The sequence below is a fragment of the Streptomyces sp. NPDC041970 genome (assembly GCF_055588985.1).
Genome location: NZ_JBVJCD010000043.1, coordinates 32719 through 49793 on the forward strand (window position 1 = coordinate 32719; position 17075 = coordinate 49793).

The following is a 17075-nucleotide window of genomic DNA, read 5'->3' on the forward strand; positions in this document are numbered from 1 at the left end:
GGCCCTCACTCGACGATCTGGCGGCCCTCCGGCCGGGCGCCGCACGAAGCGCGGAAGGCGCAGTGGGCGCAGTGCTGGCCGGTCGTCGGGGTGAACCGCTCGTCCAGGACCTTTCCGGCGGCGGTGGCGAGGAGGTCGGAGACCCACTCCCGCGCCGGCGGCTCCTGGGTCTGGACCTTGGGGAGGGCGTCGCCGCCCTCCTTCTTGGGGGCGGGCTGGCGGAGCTGGACGAGTTCGGCGCCGCCGGGCTCGGGGCGCCGGCCGTCGAACAGCTCGTCGACCGCGCCCTCGCGGACGGCGAGCTGGTAGACCGCGAGCTGGGGGTGGGCGGCGACCTCGTCCCTGGTCGGCGCGCCCTTGCCGGTCTTGAAGTCGACGACGTACGCCCGGCCCTCGGCGTCCCGCTCGACACGGTCCATGGAGCCCCGGACGCGGACGGCGTACGCGCCCGCCTCCAGCGTCACGTCGAAACCGTGCTCGCTGCCCACCGGCGTGCGCCCCGCGCGGTCCAGGACGTGCCAGCGCAGGAAGCGCTCCAGGGCGGCGCGGGCGTGCTCCTTCTCCTGCTCGGACTTCCAGGGGGCGTCGAAGGCGAGCCCGTTCCACACGGAGTCCAGGCGTTCCATGAGGACGTCCAGGTCGGCGGGGGTCCGGCCGGAGGCCACCTCGTCGGCGAGCACGTGGATGACGTTGCCGAACCCCTGGGCGGCGGTGGCCGGTGCGTCGGCCTTCACCTCGCGGCCCAGGAACCACTGGAGGGCGCAGGTGTTGGCGAGCTGGTCGAGCGCGCTGCCGGAGAGGGTGACGGGCTGGTCGCGGTCGCGCAGCGGGACGGCGGAGCGGGTCTGCTCCTCCAGCCCCCACCAGCGGTACGGGTGGGCCGCGGGCACCAGCGGCTGGCCCTCGTCGTCGGTGAGCGCGGCGAGCCGGGCGAGGCGGTGGGCGGCGGCGTCCCGCAGGGCCTCGGAGGCGGCGGGGTCGACGGTGGTGGCGCGCAGCTCAGCGACGAGCGCGGCGACGGCGAGGGGGCGGCGCGGGCGGCCGGTGACGTCGCGGGGTTCGACGCCCAGCTCGGCGAGGAAGCGGGAGGGCTGGTCGCCGTCGTCGGCGGGCGCCTTGACCGCGGTGACGACCAGGCGCTCGCGGGCGCGGGTGGCGGCGACGTAGAAGAGGCGGCGCTCCTCGGCGAGCAGGGCGCCGGGCGTGAGGGGTTCGGCCAGCCCGTCGCGGCCGATCCGGTCCGCCTCCAGGAGGGAGCCGCGGCGGCGCAGGTCGGGCCAGAGCCCTTCCTGGACCCCGGCGACGACGACGAGCCGCCACTCCAGGCCCTTGGAGCGGTGGGCGGTCATCAGGCGTACGGCGTCGGGGCGGGCGGTCCGCCGGGAGAGGGTGTCGGCGGCGATGTCCTGGGCGTCGACCTCTTCCAGGAAGTTCAGGGCCCCGCGCCCGCCGGTGCGCTCCTCGGCGCGGGCCGCGGTGTCGAACAGGGCGCAGACCGCGTCGAGGTCGCGGTCGGCGTTGCGCCCGCCCGGCCCGCCGCGCAGTGCGGCACGCTCCAGCCTGCCGGGCCACGGGGTGCCGCTCCACAGGACCCACAGGGCCTCCTCGGCGGTGCCGCCGCCTTCGAGGAGTTCGCGGGCCTTGCGCAGGAGCGCGCCGAGGCGCTGCGCCCCGTGGGCGTACGCCGGGTCGTGCGTGACGAGCCGCTCGGGCTCGGCCAGCGCGCGGGCCAGCAGGTCGCCGGAGGGCGCGGGGACGCGGACCCCGGCGGCCCGCTCCTCGTCGCGCAGGGCCCGGCCGAGGCGGCGCAGGTCGGCGGCGTCCATGGCGCCGAGGGGGGAGGCGAGGAGGGCGAGGGCGGTCTCGGTGTCGAGCCAGGAGGCCGTGACGGGGGCGGGCGCGTCGGCCTGGGCCCGCACCTGGGCGCCACCCTGTGCGTGCTCGGGGGCCGCGTCCCGCGCGCGCTCCCCGACCACGTCCTGCGGTGCGGCTCCGGTCCCGGCGTCCTCCCCGGCCACGGCTTGCGGCTCCGCTCCGGCTTCGCCTCGCCCGTCTTCCCCGACCACGGCCTGCGGTACGGCTCCGGCCGCGTCCCGCGCGCGCTCCCCCGCCCCGTCCCGTGCGGTGCCGCCGGTGTCGTCCTCCGCTTCCGCCCCGGCCTCGTCCTCCCGGCCCGGCGGCTGCGGCCGGGATCCGTGCAGCGCGGCGGTGGCGATGGTCCGCAGGGCGGTCAGCAGCGGGGCGACGGCCGGTTCGTGGCGGAGCGGGAGGTCGTCGCCGTCGACCTCCAGGGGGACGCCGGCGGACGTGAGGGCGCGGCGGACGGCGGGCAGCGAGCGGCCTCCGGCCCGTACCAGCACGGCCATCTCCCGCCACGGCACCCCGTCCTCCAGGTGGGCGCGGCGCAGCAGGTCCGCGATGTGCTCCAGCTCCGTGGACGCGGTCGGGCAGGTGTACGCCTCGACGCGGCCGCCCTCCCGCACGGCGTGCAGTTCGCGGTGGGCGCGGACCGTGTCGGCGGGCAGCCGGGGCAGCGGCATCCGGCGGGTGAGCAGGCGGGTCGCGGCGAGCAGCCCGGAGCCGGAGCGCCGCGAGGTGGTGAGGACGCTCACGGGCGCGGGGGCGCCGTCCGCCCGCCGGAAGGCGTCCGGGAAGTCGAGGATGCCGTTCACGTCGGCGCCCCGGAACGTGTAGATGGACTGGTCGGGGTCGCCGAAGGCGATCAGCGTGCGCCCCCCGCCGCCGTCCGGGGCACGCCCGGCGGACGGGGCACGCCCGGCGGACGGGGCCGGCCCGCGGTTGCCGGCCAGCGCGTGCAGCAGGCGCACCTGGGCCGGGTCGGTGTCCTGGTACTCGTCGACGTACACGGCGTCGTAGCGCGCGGCCAGGTGCGCGGCGACCTCGGGCCGCTCGGCGAGGAGGACGGCGCGGTGGACCAGTTCGGCGTAGTCCAGGACGCCCTGGGCGTCGAGGACGTCGAGGTACTCCGCGAGGAACCGGGCGGCGGCGGTCCAGTCCGGGCGGCCGGTGCGGCGGGCGAAGGCGGCCAGCGCGTCCGGGCCGAGGCCCAGCTCACGGCTGCGGGCCAGCACGGCGCGCACCTCGTCGGCGAAGCCGCGGGTGGTCAGGCAGGCGCGCAGCTCGTCGGGCCAGCGGACGTGGGCCAGGCCCGCCTTCTCCAGGTCGATCTGGCCCGCGAGCAGATCGCGGACGGTGACGTCCTGCTCGGGCCCGGACAGCAGGCGCAGCGGGTTCGCGAACAGGTCGGCGTCCTGGTGGGCGCGGACCAGGGCGTAGCAGTACGCGTGGAACGTGGTGGCCTGCGGGCCGCGCGCGGCCCCGAGCCGGGCGGCCATCCGGTCGCGCAGCTCGGCGGCGGCCTTGCGGCTGAAGGTGAGGACGAGGATGCGGGACGGGTCGCCGCCCCGGTTCACCCGCGCGGCGACGGATTCGACGAGGGTGGTGGTCTTCCCGGTGCCGGGTCCGGCGAGGACCAGCAGCGGGCCGCCGGGGTGGTCAACCACGGCGCGCTGGGCCGCGTCCAGGAGAGGGGGGTCCACGGACCCCGGCGGGGTGCGCACCAGGCGGTACGCTCCCGCGGTCCGCGCCCGTGGCTCACGGTGCGGACGGTGCCGGGTGGGGGAGGAACTCACGTGGATCGCCGGTCCTGGTGGGTGTACAGGTGATGGGGAACAGGTTCGAGGAGAGGGGCGGCGCGTGCCGCGCGATGACGACGCTACGCCAGCGGCGGGGCGGGCGGCGGCGGCTGCGCTGCGTCCCTCGTCACGTGACCGGCCGCGTCCGGGCCGCCCGGCCGGGGCCGGGAGGCGGCCTCCGTACGGGCCGGGGGTGCGGGCGCGCCGAGGCGGGCGGCGGGGACGGTCAGGTGTGACGTTCCTCGCCTGCGGCGCCCCGGCCGCCCCGACCGCCGCGGCCGCGCGAACCCCCCGGACCGCCCCGACGCCGTGCGCCACCGGCACCGCCGGGACCGCCCCGCCCCCGTGCGCCGCCGAGATCGCCGGGACCGCCCAGCTCCGCCGGGCCGTCCGCTCCCCCGCCCGCCGGGCCGTCCGCGCCGCCGTCCCAGCGGGCACGGCGCATGTCGAGCCGCGGCACGTGCCCCTCCGCCTGCCGGGACGCCTCGCGCAGCGGGGTGCCCTCCGCGCGGTAGTGCCCCAGTGCGCGCGACTCGTGGCCGGGCAGCAGCGCCCCGTCCGCCCGGACGACGCGCCACCACGGCACGGCGGCCCCGTACAGCGCCATCACCCGGCCGACCTGCCGGGGCCCTCCGGCGCCCAGCCACTCCGCGACGTCGCCGTACGTCATCACCCGGCCGGGTGGGATCAGCTCGGCCACGTCCAGGACGCGTTCGGCGTACTCCGGCAGCTCCGCGCCGACCGGGGCGGCGCCGGTCCCGCCCCCGCCCGTCTGGTCCTCGCTCATCCGCCCCATCCTGCCGTACGCCACCGACAACGCGGGCCCCTCAGCGGTCCGGTCACCCGGTGTGCGCGCGGCGGCGAAGGGGCGTATGTTGCGCTTCCCGCGCCCGTCCCGTGCACCCTGCTGCCCCCCTCCGCCCACGGGCCGTGCCACCATCGTGCGGGCGGTGACCGGTGATACGAGAACACGAAGACGAACCAGAGGCGACGAAGGAGCAGGGCGTGCAGCCACCGAAGGCGGCGGACGCCTCTGATGCCGGAGGGCGTCCGCCGGGCGCCCCGGAGACCTCCGCGGCGCCCCGCGCGGGCCATCCGGCGGCCCCCGCCCCCGGCGGGCCGGCCGGCTCGACCCTGGCCTCCGCCGAGGCCGCCCTGAGCGACCGGGTCTCCGGTGACGAGCCGCTGCTCGCCGCCCGTGTGCACCGCCCCTCCGACCTGGTGCGGCTGCTCATCGGGGTCTGCGCGATCGTCCTGCTGCTGACGATCTCCGCGTTCGCCCAGGGCACCACCACCGGCCTGGAGGACGACATCTCCAAGGGCACCGAGCAGGCGCCCGATCTGCTGATCAAGATCGCCGGGCTGGTCTCCAGCATCGCCGTGCTGCTGGTGCCGGTCGCCTTCGCCATCGAACGCCTGATCAAACGCGACGGGCTGCGCATCGCGGACGGCGTGCTCGCCGCCGTGCTCGCCCACGGGGTGACCCTCGCCACCGACCTGTGGGTCTCGCAAGCCGCCCCCGACGGCATCCAGGACGCGCTGACGCAGCAGCAGACGACCGGCGGCCTGACCGATCCCGTGCACGGCTACCTGGCCCCGGTCATCGCCTACATGACGGCGGTCGGGATGGCCCGGCGGCCGCGCTGGCGCGTCGTGCTGTGGGTGGTGCTGCTGCTCGACGCGTTCGCGATGCTCGTCGGCGGGTACACCACCCCGTTCTCGATCATCCTGACGGTGCTGATCGGCTGGACGGTGGCGTACGGCACGCTGTACGCGGTCGGCTCGCCGAACGTCCGCCCCACCGGGCAGCACCTGATGGCCGGACTGCGCCACGTGGGCTTCCGCCCGGTCGCGGCGATGCGCACCGAGGACGCCCCGGACAACGCCGACCAGAGCGACCGGGGACGGCGGTACCTGGTCACCCTGGAGGACGGGCCGCCGCTGGACGTGACCGTCGTCGACCGGGAGCAGCAGGCCCAGGGCTTCTTCTACCGGGCCTGGCGGCGGCTGACGCTGCGCGCGATCACACAGCGCCGCTCGATCCAGTCGCTGCGGCAGGCGCTGGAGCAGGAGGCGCTCCTCGCGTACGCGGCGATCGCCGCCGGGGCGAACGCGCCCAAGCTGATCGCCACCTCCGAGCTGGGGCCCGACGCGGTGATGCTCGTCTACGAGCACATCGGCGGCCGGTCGCTGGACGCGATGGAGGACGAGGAGATCACCGACGACCTCGTGTACAGCGCCTGGCGGCAGGTGAAGGCCCTCCAGTCGCGGCGGATCGCCCACCGCAGGCTGACCGGCGACGCCATCCTGGTGGACGGTTCGGGCCGGGCGTTCGTGACGGATCTGCGCGGCGGCGAGATCGCGGCCGGCGACCTGGTCCTGCGGATGGACGTGGCGCAGTTGCTGACCACCCTGGGGCTGCGGGTGGGCGCGGAGCGGTCGGTGGCCGGGGCGCTGGCCGTGCTCGGCCCGGACGCGGTGGCCGACAGCCTGCCGCTGCTCCAGCCCATCGCGTTGAGCCGCTCCACGCGGGCGGCGCTGCGGCGCATCGCCCGCGAGCGGGCGGAGCGCGAGCGGGAGGCGGTCGTGGAGGCGTCGCACGCGGCGAAGCAGGCGAAGGCCCTCGCCGCCGGGGCGGACGCGCCGGCGCACGCGGCGGACGACGGGAAGCCGGACACCAAGGTCGAGCGCAGGTCGCAGCGCAGCGAGAAGCAGGCCGAGAAGCGGGCGATCGACGACGCGATGGAGGAGGCCCGCGAGGCGGACCTGCTCGCCCAGATCCGCCGCCAGGTGCTGCTGATCCGGCCGCAGGCGCCCGTCGAGCCGGTCCGCCTGGAGCGCATCAAGCCGCGCACCCTGTTCAGCTTCATCGCCGGGGCCATCGCCGCGTACTACCTGATCTCCCAGGTCACCCAGGCGGACTTCGGGACGGTCGTGGAGGAGGCGGAGTGGGGCTGGGTGGCGGCCGCCTTCGGCTTCTCGGCCCTCAGCTACGTTGCGGCGGCGATGAGCCTGCTGGGCTTCGTGCCCGAGCGGGTGCCGTTCCGCAAGACCGTGCAGGCGCAGGTGGCCGGTTCGTTCGTGAAGATCGTCGCCCCGGCCGCCGTCGGGGGCGTGGCGCTGAACACCCGCTTCCTCCAGCGCGCCGGGGTGCGCCCCGGACTCGCGGTGGCGAGCGTCGGCGCCTCGCAGTTGTTCGGGCTCGGCTGCCACGTCCTGCTGCTGGCGCTGTTCGGCTACCTCACCGGTACGGAGAAGACCCCGGACTCGCTGACCCCCTCCCGTACCGTCATCGCCGGCCTGCTGACGGTGGCGGTGCTGGTGCTGGTGGTGACGGCGGTCCCGTTCCTGCGGAAGTTCGTGGTGACGCGGGTGCGCTCGCTGTTCGCGGGCGTCGTGCCGCGCATGTTGGACGTGGTGCAGCGGCCGCAGAAGCTGCTCACCGGCATCGGCGGGATGCTGCTGCTGACCGGTCTGTTCGTGCTCTGCCTGGACGCCTCGATCCGGGCGTTCAGCGGTCCGGACGTGCCCCAGCTCAGCTACGCGAGCATCGCGGTGGTCTTCCTCGCCGGCAACGCGCTCGGCTCGGCGGCCCCGACGCCCGGCGGGGTCGGCGCGGTCGAGGGGGCGCTGACCCTGGGCCTGATCGCGGTCGGACTGCCGAAGGAGGTCGCGGCGCCGGCGGTGGTGCTGTACCGCGTGATGACGCTGTGGCTGCCGGTGCTCCCCGGCTGGATCTGCTTCAACCAGCTCACCCGCAAGGGCGAGCTGTAGCCCGAGACGTACGCCTGTTCAGGCTGCGCTCGCAAGGGTGAGCCGCACCCGAGACGTACGCCTGTTCGGGCGGGTGGCCGGGACCACCCGCATGGACCGCGCCCCGCGCGCTGTCCGGTGCGCCGCCGCACGATGGGCCCATGAGGACTCCCCCCGCGCTGCGCGCCGCCGCCCTCGCCACCACCGCCGCCGTGCTGCTGCCGCTGGCCGCCTGCTCGGACGGCGACGGCGGGGACGGGTCCTCGACGCCCACCGGGGCCTCGACCGCCTCGCCCTCCGCCACCCCGCGCGAACTGGCCTCGCAGAAGCTCGACTGGTCCCGGTGCCCCGCCCCGAACACGGCCCAGGGCGGCGGCGCGTCGCCCTCGCCGCTGCCGGGCGGCGCGGTGTGGGAGTGCTCCTTCATGGACGTGCCGCTCGACTACGCGCGGCCGGACGGCCGGACGATCGAGCTGGCGCTGGTCCGCGCGAAGGCTAAGGACCGCGAGCGGCGGATCGGCTCGCTGGTGTTCAACTTCGGCGGGCCCGGCGCGTCCGGCATCGCCACGCTGCCCGCCTTCGGCACCGAGTACGACACGCTCCGCACCCGCTACGACCTGGTGAGCTTCGACCCGCGCGGGATCGGCCGCAGCGAGGGCGTGGAGTGCGCGGACGACGCCCAGTTGGACGCCTTCTACCAGGAGGACTCCACACCGGACGACGCGGCCGAGGAGAAGCGGCTCGTCCAGGGCCAGAAGGACTTCGTCGCGGCCTGCGAGGAGAACTCCGGCCCCGAACTCCCCTACGTGGGCACGGTGAACGCCGCCCGCGACCTGGACCTGGTGCGCGCCGTGCTGGGCGACGACAGGCTGCACTACTTCGGCATCTCCTACGGCACCGAGCTCGGCGGCGTCTACGCGCACCTCTTCCCGGACAAGGTCGGCCGGGCGGTCCTCGACGCGGTGGTCGACCCCACCCAGGACGCCCGGCAGTCCGCCCTCGGCCAGGCCCGCGGGTTCCAGCTCGCCTTCGACAACTTCGCGAAGGACTGCGCCGAGCGCGACGACTGCGCGCTGCCCGGCGCCACCGCCCAGGAGGTCGAGCGGGGGATCGCCGACCTCCTGGCCGGGCTGGAGGAGAAGCCCGTCGAGGGGCTGGGCGACCGGAAGCTGACGCAGACGCTCGCCACCACCGGCATCGCCTCCGCGCTCTACTCCAAGGAGACCTGGCCCCTGCTCGAACAGGGCCTGGACGAGGCGGGCGGGGGCAAGGGCGGACTGCTCCTCGCCCTGGCCGACTCGCTCAACGGCCGCTCCGAGGACGGGCGGTACGACAACTCCAACGCCGCCAACACCGCCGTCAACTGCGCCGACAGCGAGCAGCGGTTCACCCCGGAGCAGACGAAGGCGGCGCTGCCCGCGTTCCGCGAGGCCTCCCCGCTGTTCGGCGACTACCTGGGCTGGGGCCTGCTGGGCTGCACCGGATGGCCGGTCGCGGGCGCGTGGAGGACGCCGGACGTCAGCGCCCCCGGCTCCGCCCCCATCCTCGTCATCGGCAATACGGGCGACCCGGCGACCCCGTACGCGGGCGCGCGGGCGATGGCCCGGAAGCTCGGCGCGGGCGTCGGGGTCGAGCTGACGTACGAGGGCGAGGGGCACGGGGCGTACAACAGCAAGGACGCCTGCGTACGGCGGGCCGTCGACGGTTACCTGCTGGACGGGAAGGTCCCGGCGAACGGCACCACCTGCCCGTGACGGGTCGCGGACCCGCGGGAGGGGCCGGTCCCGCTCGGTGCGGACCGGCCCCTCCCGCGTACGCGCCCTAGTACACCGGCTTGCCGGGCTCGATCTGGTTGACCCAGCCGATCACGCCGCCGCCGACGTGCACCGCGTCGGCGAAGCCCGCGGACTTGAGGACCGCGAGGACCTCGGCGCTGCGGACGCCCGTCTTGCAGTGCAGGACGATGCGCCGGTCCTGCGGGAGGTCCTGGAGGGCGTTGCCCATGAGGAACTCGTTCTTCGGGATCAGCTTGGCGCCGGGGATCGAGACGATCTCGTACTCGTTCGGCTCGCGGACGTCGATGATCTCGATCTTCTCGTCGCCGTCGATCCACTCCTTGAGCTGCCGCGGGGTGATCGTGGCCCCGGCCGCCGCCTCCTGCGCCTCCTCGGAGACGACGCCGCAGAAGGCCTCGTAGTCGATCAGCTCGGTGACGGTGGGGTTCTCGCCGCAGACCGCGCAGTCGGGGTCCTTGCGGACCTTCACCTGGCGGTACTGCATCTCCAGGGCGTCGTAGATCATCAGACGGCCGACCAGCGGGTCCCCGACGCCGGCGAGCAGCTTGATGGCCTCGGTGACCTGGATGGAGCCGATGGACGCGCAGAGCACGCCCAGCACGCCGCCCTCGGCGCAGGAGGGGACCATGCCCGGCGGCGGGGGCTCCGGGTAGAGGCAGCGGTAGCAGGGGCCGTGCTCGGACCAGAAGACCGAGGCCTGGCCGTCGAAGCGGTAGATCGAGCCCCACACGTACGGCTTGTTCAGCAGCACCGCGGCGTCGTTGACCAGGTAGCGGGTGGCGAAGTTGTCCGTGCCGTCCACGATCAGGTCGTACTGCGCGAAGATGTCCAGCACGTTGTCGGCTTCCAGCCGCTCCTGGTGCAGGACCACGTTGACGTACGGGTTGATCCCCAGCACCGAGTCCTTGGCGGACTCCGCCTTGGACCGGCCGATGTCGGCCTGGCTGTGGATGATCTGGCGCTGCAGGTTCGACTCGTCGACCTCGTCGAACTCCACGATGCCCAGCGTGCCGACACCGGCCGCGGCCAGATACATCAGGGCCGGCGAACCGAGCCCGCCGGCGCCCACACAGAGCACCTTGGCGTTCTTCAGCCGCTTCTGCCCGTCCATCCCGACGTCCGGGATGATCAGGTGGCGGGAGTACCTGCGGACCTCGTCGACGGTGAGCTCAGCGGCTGGCTCGACCAGGGGGGGCAGCGACACAGGAACCTCAACAATGCAGGTGGTCGGTTTCTACGCACATCGACCTACATACGGCCGACTACGTACGGTTGTTCTCCTCGTAACACTGCCACGACCCGTCTCATTCCGAGAGACCCGGTCCGATCCGCGAGACGATTTCGTCCCAGTACCTGGGCAGCGTCGCAAAGGGGTCGCTTTGTCCGCTTCGGCCGTCCCGGTCGGTGAAGAAGATCGTCCCGGCGCCCTGCCAGCGGGCGATCCGCATCGCCTCGTCGAGATGGGTGCGCGGGACCCCGTGGACGAAGTGGGCGAAGCGCTCCGGGGGGTAGTCGGCCGTCCACTCGGCCACCTGGGACCAGCGGTAGTCGGTCCACGGCCCCTGGAAGGTGACCAGTTGGTCGGCCGCCTCCGCGTACCCCGGATGGGGCTGCGCGCCGTGGCCCAGCACCAGGCGGCCCCCGTCGTCCGCGCCCCCGCCCTCCGCCAGCACCGCGCGCAGGGCGTCGGCCAGCCGCCGGACCGCGGGCAGTCCGGCGCGCTCGGCGGGGCAGCGGGCGAGGTAGAAGCCGCCCACCCGGTACCAGTCGGCGAACGCGCGGGCGTCGGCGAGGAGTTGGTCGAGGGGGCGTTCGCCGCGGGCGAGGTCGAGGTGGCCCAGCAGCCTGCCGCCGGACGCCCGCACGGCGTCCCCCCGCGCGTCGCCGCGCAGCGCGCGCTCGCGGGCGCCGCGCAGCCTGCCCGCCGCCTCCAGGCAGTGCGGGTCGGGCCGGGTGCCGGGACCCTCGGCGATGTTCAGGACGGCCCAGTGCAGCGGGGTGCCCGGACGGCTCAGCTCGGCCCACTCGGCGGGGGCCACCAGCGGGTGGGCGTAGCCGGGGACGCCGACGCCGAGCTGCCGGCCGCCCGCGGTCCGGCGGGCGGCGTCGGTGGCGGTCAGATACGACACGCCGCCTCCATCCAGATGTCCGCCAGGGACTCCTCCAGATTGATGCGGGGCCGCCAGCCGAGCCGGTCCCGCGCGGTGCGGACGTCCGCCTGCTGCCAGGCCCCGCAGCCGTCGGGGTAGGGCGACGGGGTCGCCGAGAGGTGCTCCATCACCGACTCGGCGGAGGTGCGCGGGGCCCCGATGGGCAGCCGCGCGGGGGGCCCGTCCAGCTCGTTGAGCGCGCCCGCGTACCCGGCGACCCTGGCCAGCACGGCGGCGGCGTCGCGCAGCCGGACGGCCCGCCCGGTGCCGATGTTGACGACGCCCTGGGCGGCGGAGAGCGAGGCGGCGTGCACCGCCCGCGCCACGTCCCGTACGTCGACGAAGTCCCGCTGCACGCCGAGGCCGCTGAGCTTCAGCTCGCCGTCCCCGGCCTGCATGGCCCGGCGCATCGCCTCGGCGAGCCGGCCGAGCGGGGAGCCCGCCGGGGTGCCGGGGCCGACCGGCGAGAAGACCCGCAGCACCACGGCGTCGAGGCCCGAGCCGAGGACCAGCTCGGTGGCGGCGAGCTTGCTGACGCCGTACGGGCCGCCGGGGCGCGGGACGGCGTCCTCGGCGGTGGAGGAGCCGGGCTGGGAGGGCCCGTACTCCGAGGCGCAGCCGACCTGGACGAGCCGGGCCCCGCAGCCGCTGCGGCGCAGGGCCTCGCAGACGGTGGCGACGGCGACGGTGTTGTGGCGGGTGAGGTCGCGCGCGCCGCCGCGGGTGGCGCCCGCGCAGTTGACGACGACCTGGGGGTGGACGGCGTCCAGGAAGCGGGTGAGCGCTCCGGGGCTGCCGCCCGCGAGGTCGAACCGGACGTCGGCGTCGTCGCCGCGCCCGAGGGCCGTGAGGTGGACGGCGGGGTCGGCGAGCAGGCGGTCGGCGACGAAGCGGCCGAGGAATCCGTTGGCTCCGAGCAGCAGCACCCTCATCGCGCACCGCCTCGGTGCCGACGGCGAACTGCCGGTGCGGGGTACTGGGGGGTCATCGCGGGTTTCTCCTTGTTTCGGTCGGTTCGGCGCCGGGTTCACCCGCGGCGTCGGCTCCGCGGGGCGGGTCGGTCGGACGGTCGTGGAGTGGAACGGCCCCGGTCGGTACGGGGCCGGGACCGGCTCAGGTCCCGGCGCGGGCGGGCAGGGCGCGGGGCCGCGGCCCGAGGGCGGCGGGGCGGTGCGCACGAGCCCGCGCGGCCTGTCCTGCGGTCGGCGGGCGGACCGTCAGGGCGCCTTCCACCGGCGGCCACGGCGGGGCGCCCGCTCCCCGGCCCGCCCGGCCCCACCGGCCCGGAAAGCGGGGCGGACGGCGGGCGCCGGTCACCGCGCGCGGGCGCACGCCGCCGGTCCGGGGCGGGAACGGCTCGGCGCACGCCGTCGCACCCCGTGCGCCGCTCACTCGCCCGGCCTCACCGGTCGCATACGGCCGACCACCGTCGGTGAGCGGTCCGATCCGCACGTGTGCACCCCGATCTCCCGTATGGGCGGCCGCCGTCGGAGACGGCGACTCACAGCGGGACGACCGTAAGCGGATACGCCAGTGGCGCGACGGACGGTTGTCCATCGCGCCACCGAAAGGGGTGAACCGCCGTAACTTTCCCCCACCCGTCGCGTTCCGTTGCGATACAGCGGTCCGTCGTCACGGAGCGTCAGGCCACGGCCAGTCCTGGCGGAGGAGCGGGGCGGGAGCGGTCAGCCGCCGGGGTACACCCAGGGGTTGGGCCTGCACGCGATGCCCTTGAGCTTCAGCGTCTTGGTCTGCTGCTGCATGACCGGGGCGAGGGCTCCGGGCGTACGGCAGCTCACGTGGTTGTGGCCCAACCGGTGCCCGACCTCGTGGTTGATGAGCATCTGGCGGTAGGCCAGCATCCGCTCCGGGCCGAACGTGGCCGCGCCCTGCGCCCAGCGGTAGGCGTTGATCATGATGCGGTCGGTGGCGGCCGAATCGCAGGACACGTTGTCGACCGTGGTGTCCAGGCCGGACTTGGCGCACCACGCGCCGGTGGTTCCGGGGCTGGCGAGCGTGACCACGAAGTCGGGGCTCCCCGAGGAGATCCGCTCGAACGTCATGGCGCCGCCGTGCGCCCAGCTCCGGTCGTCGTTCAGCGTCTTCTGCACGGCTTCGGCGAAGAGGCCGGCGTCCAGGCCGAGCCCCTTCTCGACGTCGACCCGGTAGCGCCACTTGTGGCCCTTGCCGGGAGCCTTCGCCAGACCGGGCACCGCCTCGAACGTGCCGTCGCCCGTCAGGTCCGGGACGAGCGGATACGGCTTCGCCATCCGCTCCTCGTACGACAGGGCCTTGACCTCGGGCCGGGGCGCGGGCCGCTCGGGGCCCGGCCGGTCGTCGGAGCGGGAGGCGCCCTCGCGGCCGCCCGGCCGCTCCACCCCGCCGGCGCGGGCGGCCGCCCCGCGGTCGCCGGAGTCCTCGGTCGCCTGCGCGGCCACGATGACCGCGAGCACGGTGGTCACCGCGGCGGCCGCGATGCCGGTGGCCACGCGCCCCCGGCCGCCCCTGGAGGCCCCGCCCCCGGCGGGCCCCCCCGCCCCGGCGTCGTCCGCGTCCTCCCCGCCGGCCGGGGGCCCGGCGGGCGGTGCCGCGTCGGGTCCGGGTGCGGGCGGCTCCTCGTCGAAGGCGTCGACGAACTCGCGGCGCGGGCCCGGAACCGTCGGGCCCGCGGCCGGCTGCCGCGCCGCGCGGCCGTCCGCGGCGCGCTGGGCCGCCCGCTGGGCGGAGACCTGGCGGGCCACGGCCTGCCGGCGGACCGAGGCGTCCGGGCGCTCGGCGGGGCCGGGGGGCGCGGGGGCGTACGACCGGGCGTCGCCGCCCCGGTGGGCGGCGGAGTGCTTGCGGGAGGCGGTCGCGGCCGGGCGGTCCTCATCGGCGGCGGACTGCGGCCCGGCCCCCCAGCCACCGCCCCGCTCGCGCTGTTCGGGATGGCCGCCGCGCACCTGCGGGGCGTCCGGGGAGAACGGGGAGCGCCCCTCTTGGGAGGGCGCGGGCGCGGGCCGCCTGCGCCGACCGCTGCCCGGAGCGGCGCGGGACGCGACGCGCTCGCCGCCCGGCTCCGCCGCGGCGGCCTCCGGGCGGATCGCCTCGGAGCTCTTTCGGCTGTGTCGTCCCACGCCCCGGATCAGCTCCCGCCGCAATCGTCCAGCAGCTCCCGGAACGCCTGGGCGACCGCCTCCGGGTACTCCATCATCGCCACGTGCCCCGCGTCGGGCAGGGTCAGCAGCCGGGCGTCGCGGAAGGCCGCGCACGCCCTGCGCGCCATCCGGTACGAGACGAGCCGGTCCCGTCCGCCGTACACGAGCTGGGTCGGCGCGAGCACCCGCTCGGCCTGCCGCCACAGTCCGTGCTGGCCGCCCAGGGTGTAGGCGTCGACGATGCCTCGGGCCGAGCGCGTCATCGCGTCCCAGAAGTACGGCAGCCCCAGCCGCCGCTCCATCTCGGCCACCGCGTTGCGGAAGGCTTCCTCGGAGACCCGTGCCGGATCGCCATAACAGAGTGCCATGACTCCGCGCGTGCGCTGCTCCGCCGTCCAGCCCCGCGTGAGCCGGGCGAACAGGGGAGCGACCCCCGGCACCGCCAGGAGGCCCGTGGGGACGGCGGGGCGCTGCACCCACCACTCGGGCAGCGCGGGCGAGATGAGCGTGAGGGTGCGCACCAGGTCGGGGCGGACGGCGGCGATCCGGGTGGAGACCGCGCCGCCCAGGGAATTGCCGAACAGGTGGACGGGCCCGCGCTCCTCCGCGTCGAGGAGGCGGATCACCGCGCGGGCGTGCCCGGTGATGGAGTAGTCGCCGTCGTCCGGCGGCGGCGAATCCCCGAATCCGGGCAGGTCGACCGCCTCGCCGTCGACCACGTCGGCCAGCAGGGGCATCAGGGCGGACCAGTTCTGCGACGAGCCGCCGAGCCCGTGCACGTACAGCGCGGGGGGCAGACCGGTCCGCGCGCCCGGTCGGCAGCGGATGTTCAGACCGATCCCCGGCAGCGACACGGAGCGCAGCCGCTCGCCGTCGGCGACGCGGACGGCGCTGACCGTGGGGGCCACCGCTGCGGCGGCGGCCCGGGTTCCCGGCAGATCGGTCGAAGACATGCGGCAATGTTACGAGACGATCACGCCCTGGTTCGTGTGTTCGCCGTCACAGGGCGCACGGCCCGGCGGCGGGCCGGTGGGAGCCGCGTCGCGGGGTAGGAGTCATGCTCCTACGCTTCAAGGAGAGGAAGGGAGCCCCCATGACGGTCGACCCCAGCGACCCGGACACCTTCGAGGACGCCGAGCCGGACGGTCCGGGCCACGAGGCCCCGGAGGCCGACGCCGCGGAGCAGCGCAGGGACGTCCGCCCCGAGGACGACGAACCGGTGGAGAGCGTCGACCCCGCCCTCGCCGACGAGGCGGACGCGGCGGAGCAGCGCAGGGTCATCCCGCTGGACGAGGACGATTACCGGTAGTGCGCCCCGGTTTGCCCGCGGCCGCGGACGCGGACGGCTTCCGCAGGGGTCCGGTCCGTGAAATTCTGCGTCCGCGCCGCGCGCAGCCGGGTTACCCAAAAGTACGATGGCTCTAACGGCGCAGTGCGCACGGACCGACTGTGCTGGAACAGATATTTGGGAGGCGGCGTGACAGCCACCGAGCAGACAGAGGCGGCGCGCCCGCGGGGCACCCGGCTGCCCCGCCGCGCCCGACGCAATCAGCTGCTGGGCGCCGCACAGGAGGTCTTCGTCGCGCAGGGCTACCACTCCGCCGCGATGGACGACATCGCCGAGCGGGCCGGCGTCAGCAAGCCCGTGCTCTACCAGCACTTCCCCGGCAAGCTGGAGCTCTACCTCGCCCTCCTCGACCAGCACTGCGAGGCGCTGCTCCAGGCGGTCCGCACGGCGCTGGCCTCGACGACGGACAACAAGCTGCGCGTCGAGGCGACCATGGACGCCTACTTCGCGTACGTCCAGGACGAGGGCGGCGCCTTCCGGCTGGTCTTCGAGTCGGACCTGACCAACGAGCCCGCGGTCCGCGAGCGGGTCGACCGGGTCTCCCTCCAGTGCGCCGAGGCCATCTCCGACGTGATCGCCGGGGACACCGGGCTCTCCAAGGACGAGTCCATGCTGCTGGCGGTCGGGCTCGGGGGCGTCTCGCAGGTGGTGGCGCGCTACTGGCTCTCCAGCGGGTCCGCCATCCCCAGGGAGACCGCGGTGCAGTTGCTCACCTCGCTGGCCTGGCGCGGCATCGCCGGCTTCCCGCTGCACGGCGCCGAGCAGCACTGAGCCCGCGCCGGACGCCGTGTTCGCTGCGGGCGTTGCCGGTCGGGCCCTGAGCGGTGCCCCCGCCGGGCTAATGTGGCTGCGTACGGCGCGGTTCACCGCGCAGGGACTGACCGTCGGAGGGACATAGCCGTGGAGGTCAAGATCGGGGTGCAGCACACGCCCCGCGAGATCGTTCTGGAGAGCGGGCTTTCCGCCGAGGACGTCGAGAGCGCGGTCGCCGCGGCGCTGGGCGGCAAGGCGGAGCTGCTCAGCCTCACGGACGACAAGGGCCGCAAGGTCCTGGTGCCGGCGGACCGGATCGCCTACGTGGAGATCGGCGAGCCCACCACCCGGCGGGTGGGGTTCGGCGCGCTGTAGTCCACGGGACGCGTTGCTCAGGGGAGCGGGGGGGGGGGGGGGGGGGGGGGGGGGGGGGGGGGGGGGGGGGGGGGGGGGGGGGGGGGGGGGGGGGGCGGGGTGTGGTG

12 protein-coding genes are annotated in these 17075 nt (G+C 75.6%); 5 read left to right on the top strand and 7 right to left on the bottom strand.

The features are described from left to right. Positions 1-5: 5 nt before the first annotated feature. Together ACZ6EJ_RS20455 and ACZ6EJ_RS20460 are read right to left on the bottom strand one after the other, a co-directional pair. Positions 6-3653 carry an ATP-dependent helicase gene (locus tag ACZ6EJ_RS20455; RefSeq protein ID WP_469268893.1) on the bottom strand — a complete coding sequence of 1216 codons (3648 nt, stop codon included), beginning with the start codon at positions 3651-3653 and terminating at the stop codon, positions 6-8. A gap of 229 nt (positions 3654-3882) precedes the next feature. Then, positions 3883-4443, bottom strand: coding sequence for an MGMT family protein (locus ACZ6EJ_RS20460; protein ID WP_469268894.1), 561 nt, complete (start codon positions 4441-4443; stop codon positions 3883-3885). Positions 4444-4661: 218 nt separating this feature from the next. On the opposite strand from ACZ6EJ_RS20460, the gene ACZ6EJ_RS20465 reads away from it, so the two are divergent. Continuing rightward, the gene (locus tag ACZ6EJ_RS20465; RefSeq protein ID WP_469268895.1) at positions 4662-7430 is read left to right on the top strand and encodes a lysylphosphatidylglycerol synthase transmembrane domain-containing protein; all 2769 of its coding nucleotides are present in this window, start codon (positions 4662-4664) and stop codon (positions 7428-7430) included. A 140-nt stretch (positions 7431-7570) separates the two neighbouring features. Next, positions 7571-9163 (top strand): alpha/beta hydrolase, encoded by a 1593-nt coding sequence (locus ACZ6EJ_RS20470; protein WP_469268896.1) that lies wholly within the window; start codon positions 7571-7573, stop codon positions 9161-9163. Positions 9164-9230: 67 nt separating this feature from the next. On the opposite strand, the gene moeZ is transcribed toward ACZ6EJ_RS20470, so the two are convergent. The 5 genes from moeZ to ACZ6EJ_RS20495 all read right to left on the bottom strand — a co-directional run bounded on the left by moeZ (position 9231) and on the right by ACZ6EJ_RS20495 (position 15445). Further along, positions 9231-10409 (bottom strand): adenylyltransferase/sulfurtransferase MoeZ, encoded by a 1179-nt coding sequence (moeZ, locus tag ACZ6EJ_RS20475; protein ID WP_469268897.1) that lies wholly within the window; start codon positions 10407-10409, stop codon positions 9231-9233. Between the two features lie 100 nt (positions 10410-10509). Further along, entirely contained in the window at positions 10510-11334 is an 825-nt protein-coding gene (locus ACZ6EJ_RS20480; protein WP_469268898.1) for a spherulation-specific family 4 protein, read from the bottom strand. Then, complete coding sequence (locus tag ACZ6EJ_RS20485; RefSeq protein ID WP_469268899.1) at positions 11322-12287, bottom strand: NAD-dependent epimerase/dehydratase family protein; 966 nt, start codon at positions 12285-12287, stop codon at positions 11322-11324. The genes ACZ6EJ_RS20480 and ACZ6EJ_RS20485 overlap by 13 nt, the downstream gene beginning before the upstream one ends. A gap of 753 nt (positions 12288-13040) precedes the next feature. Further along, complete coding sequence (locus ACZ6EJ_RS20490; RefSeq protein ID WP_469268901.1) at positions 13041-14471, bottom strand: DUF3152 domain-containing protein; 1431 nt, start codon at positions 14469-14471, stop codon at positions 13041-13043. An 8-nt stretch (positions 14472-14479) separates the two neighbouring features. Beyond that, complete coding sequence (locus ACZ6EJ_RS20495) at positions 14480-15445, bottom strand: alpha/beta fold hydrolase (RefSeq protein ID WP_469268902.1); 966 nt, start codon at positions 15443-15445, stop codon at positions 14480-14482. A 140-nt stretch (positions 15446-15585) separates the two neighbouring features. On the opposite strand from ACZ6EJ_RS20495, the gene ACZ6EJ_RS20500 reads away from it, so the two are divergent. From ACZ6EJ_RS20500 to ACZ6EJ_RS20510, 3 genes are all read left to right on the top strand, one after another. Next, positions 15586-15801: a hypothetical protein gene (locus ACZ6EJ_RS20500; RefSeq protein WP_469268904.1), complete on the top strand. Its 216-nt coding sequence runs from the start codon at positions 15586-15588 to the stop codon at positions 15799-15801. 168 nt (positions 15802-15969) lie between these two features. Beyond that, positions 15970-16611: a TetR/AcrR family transcriptional regulator gene (locus ACZ6EJ_RS20505; protein WP_469268906.1), complete on the top strand. Its 642-nt coding sequence runs from the start codon at positions 15970-15972 to the stop codon at positions 16609-16611. A 129-nt stretch (positions 16612-16740) separates the two neighbouring features. After that, positions 16741-16968, top strand: a complete 228-nt coding sequence (locus tag ACZ6EJ_RS20510) for a DUF3107 domain-containing protein (RefSeq protein WP_010061602.1) — start codon at positions 16741-16743, stop codon at positions 16966-16968. Positions 16969-17075: the final 107 nt, after the last annotated feature.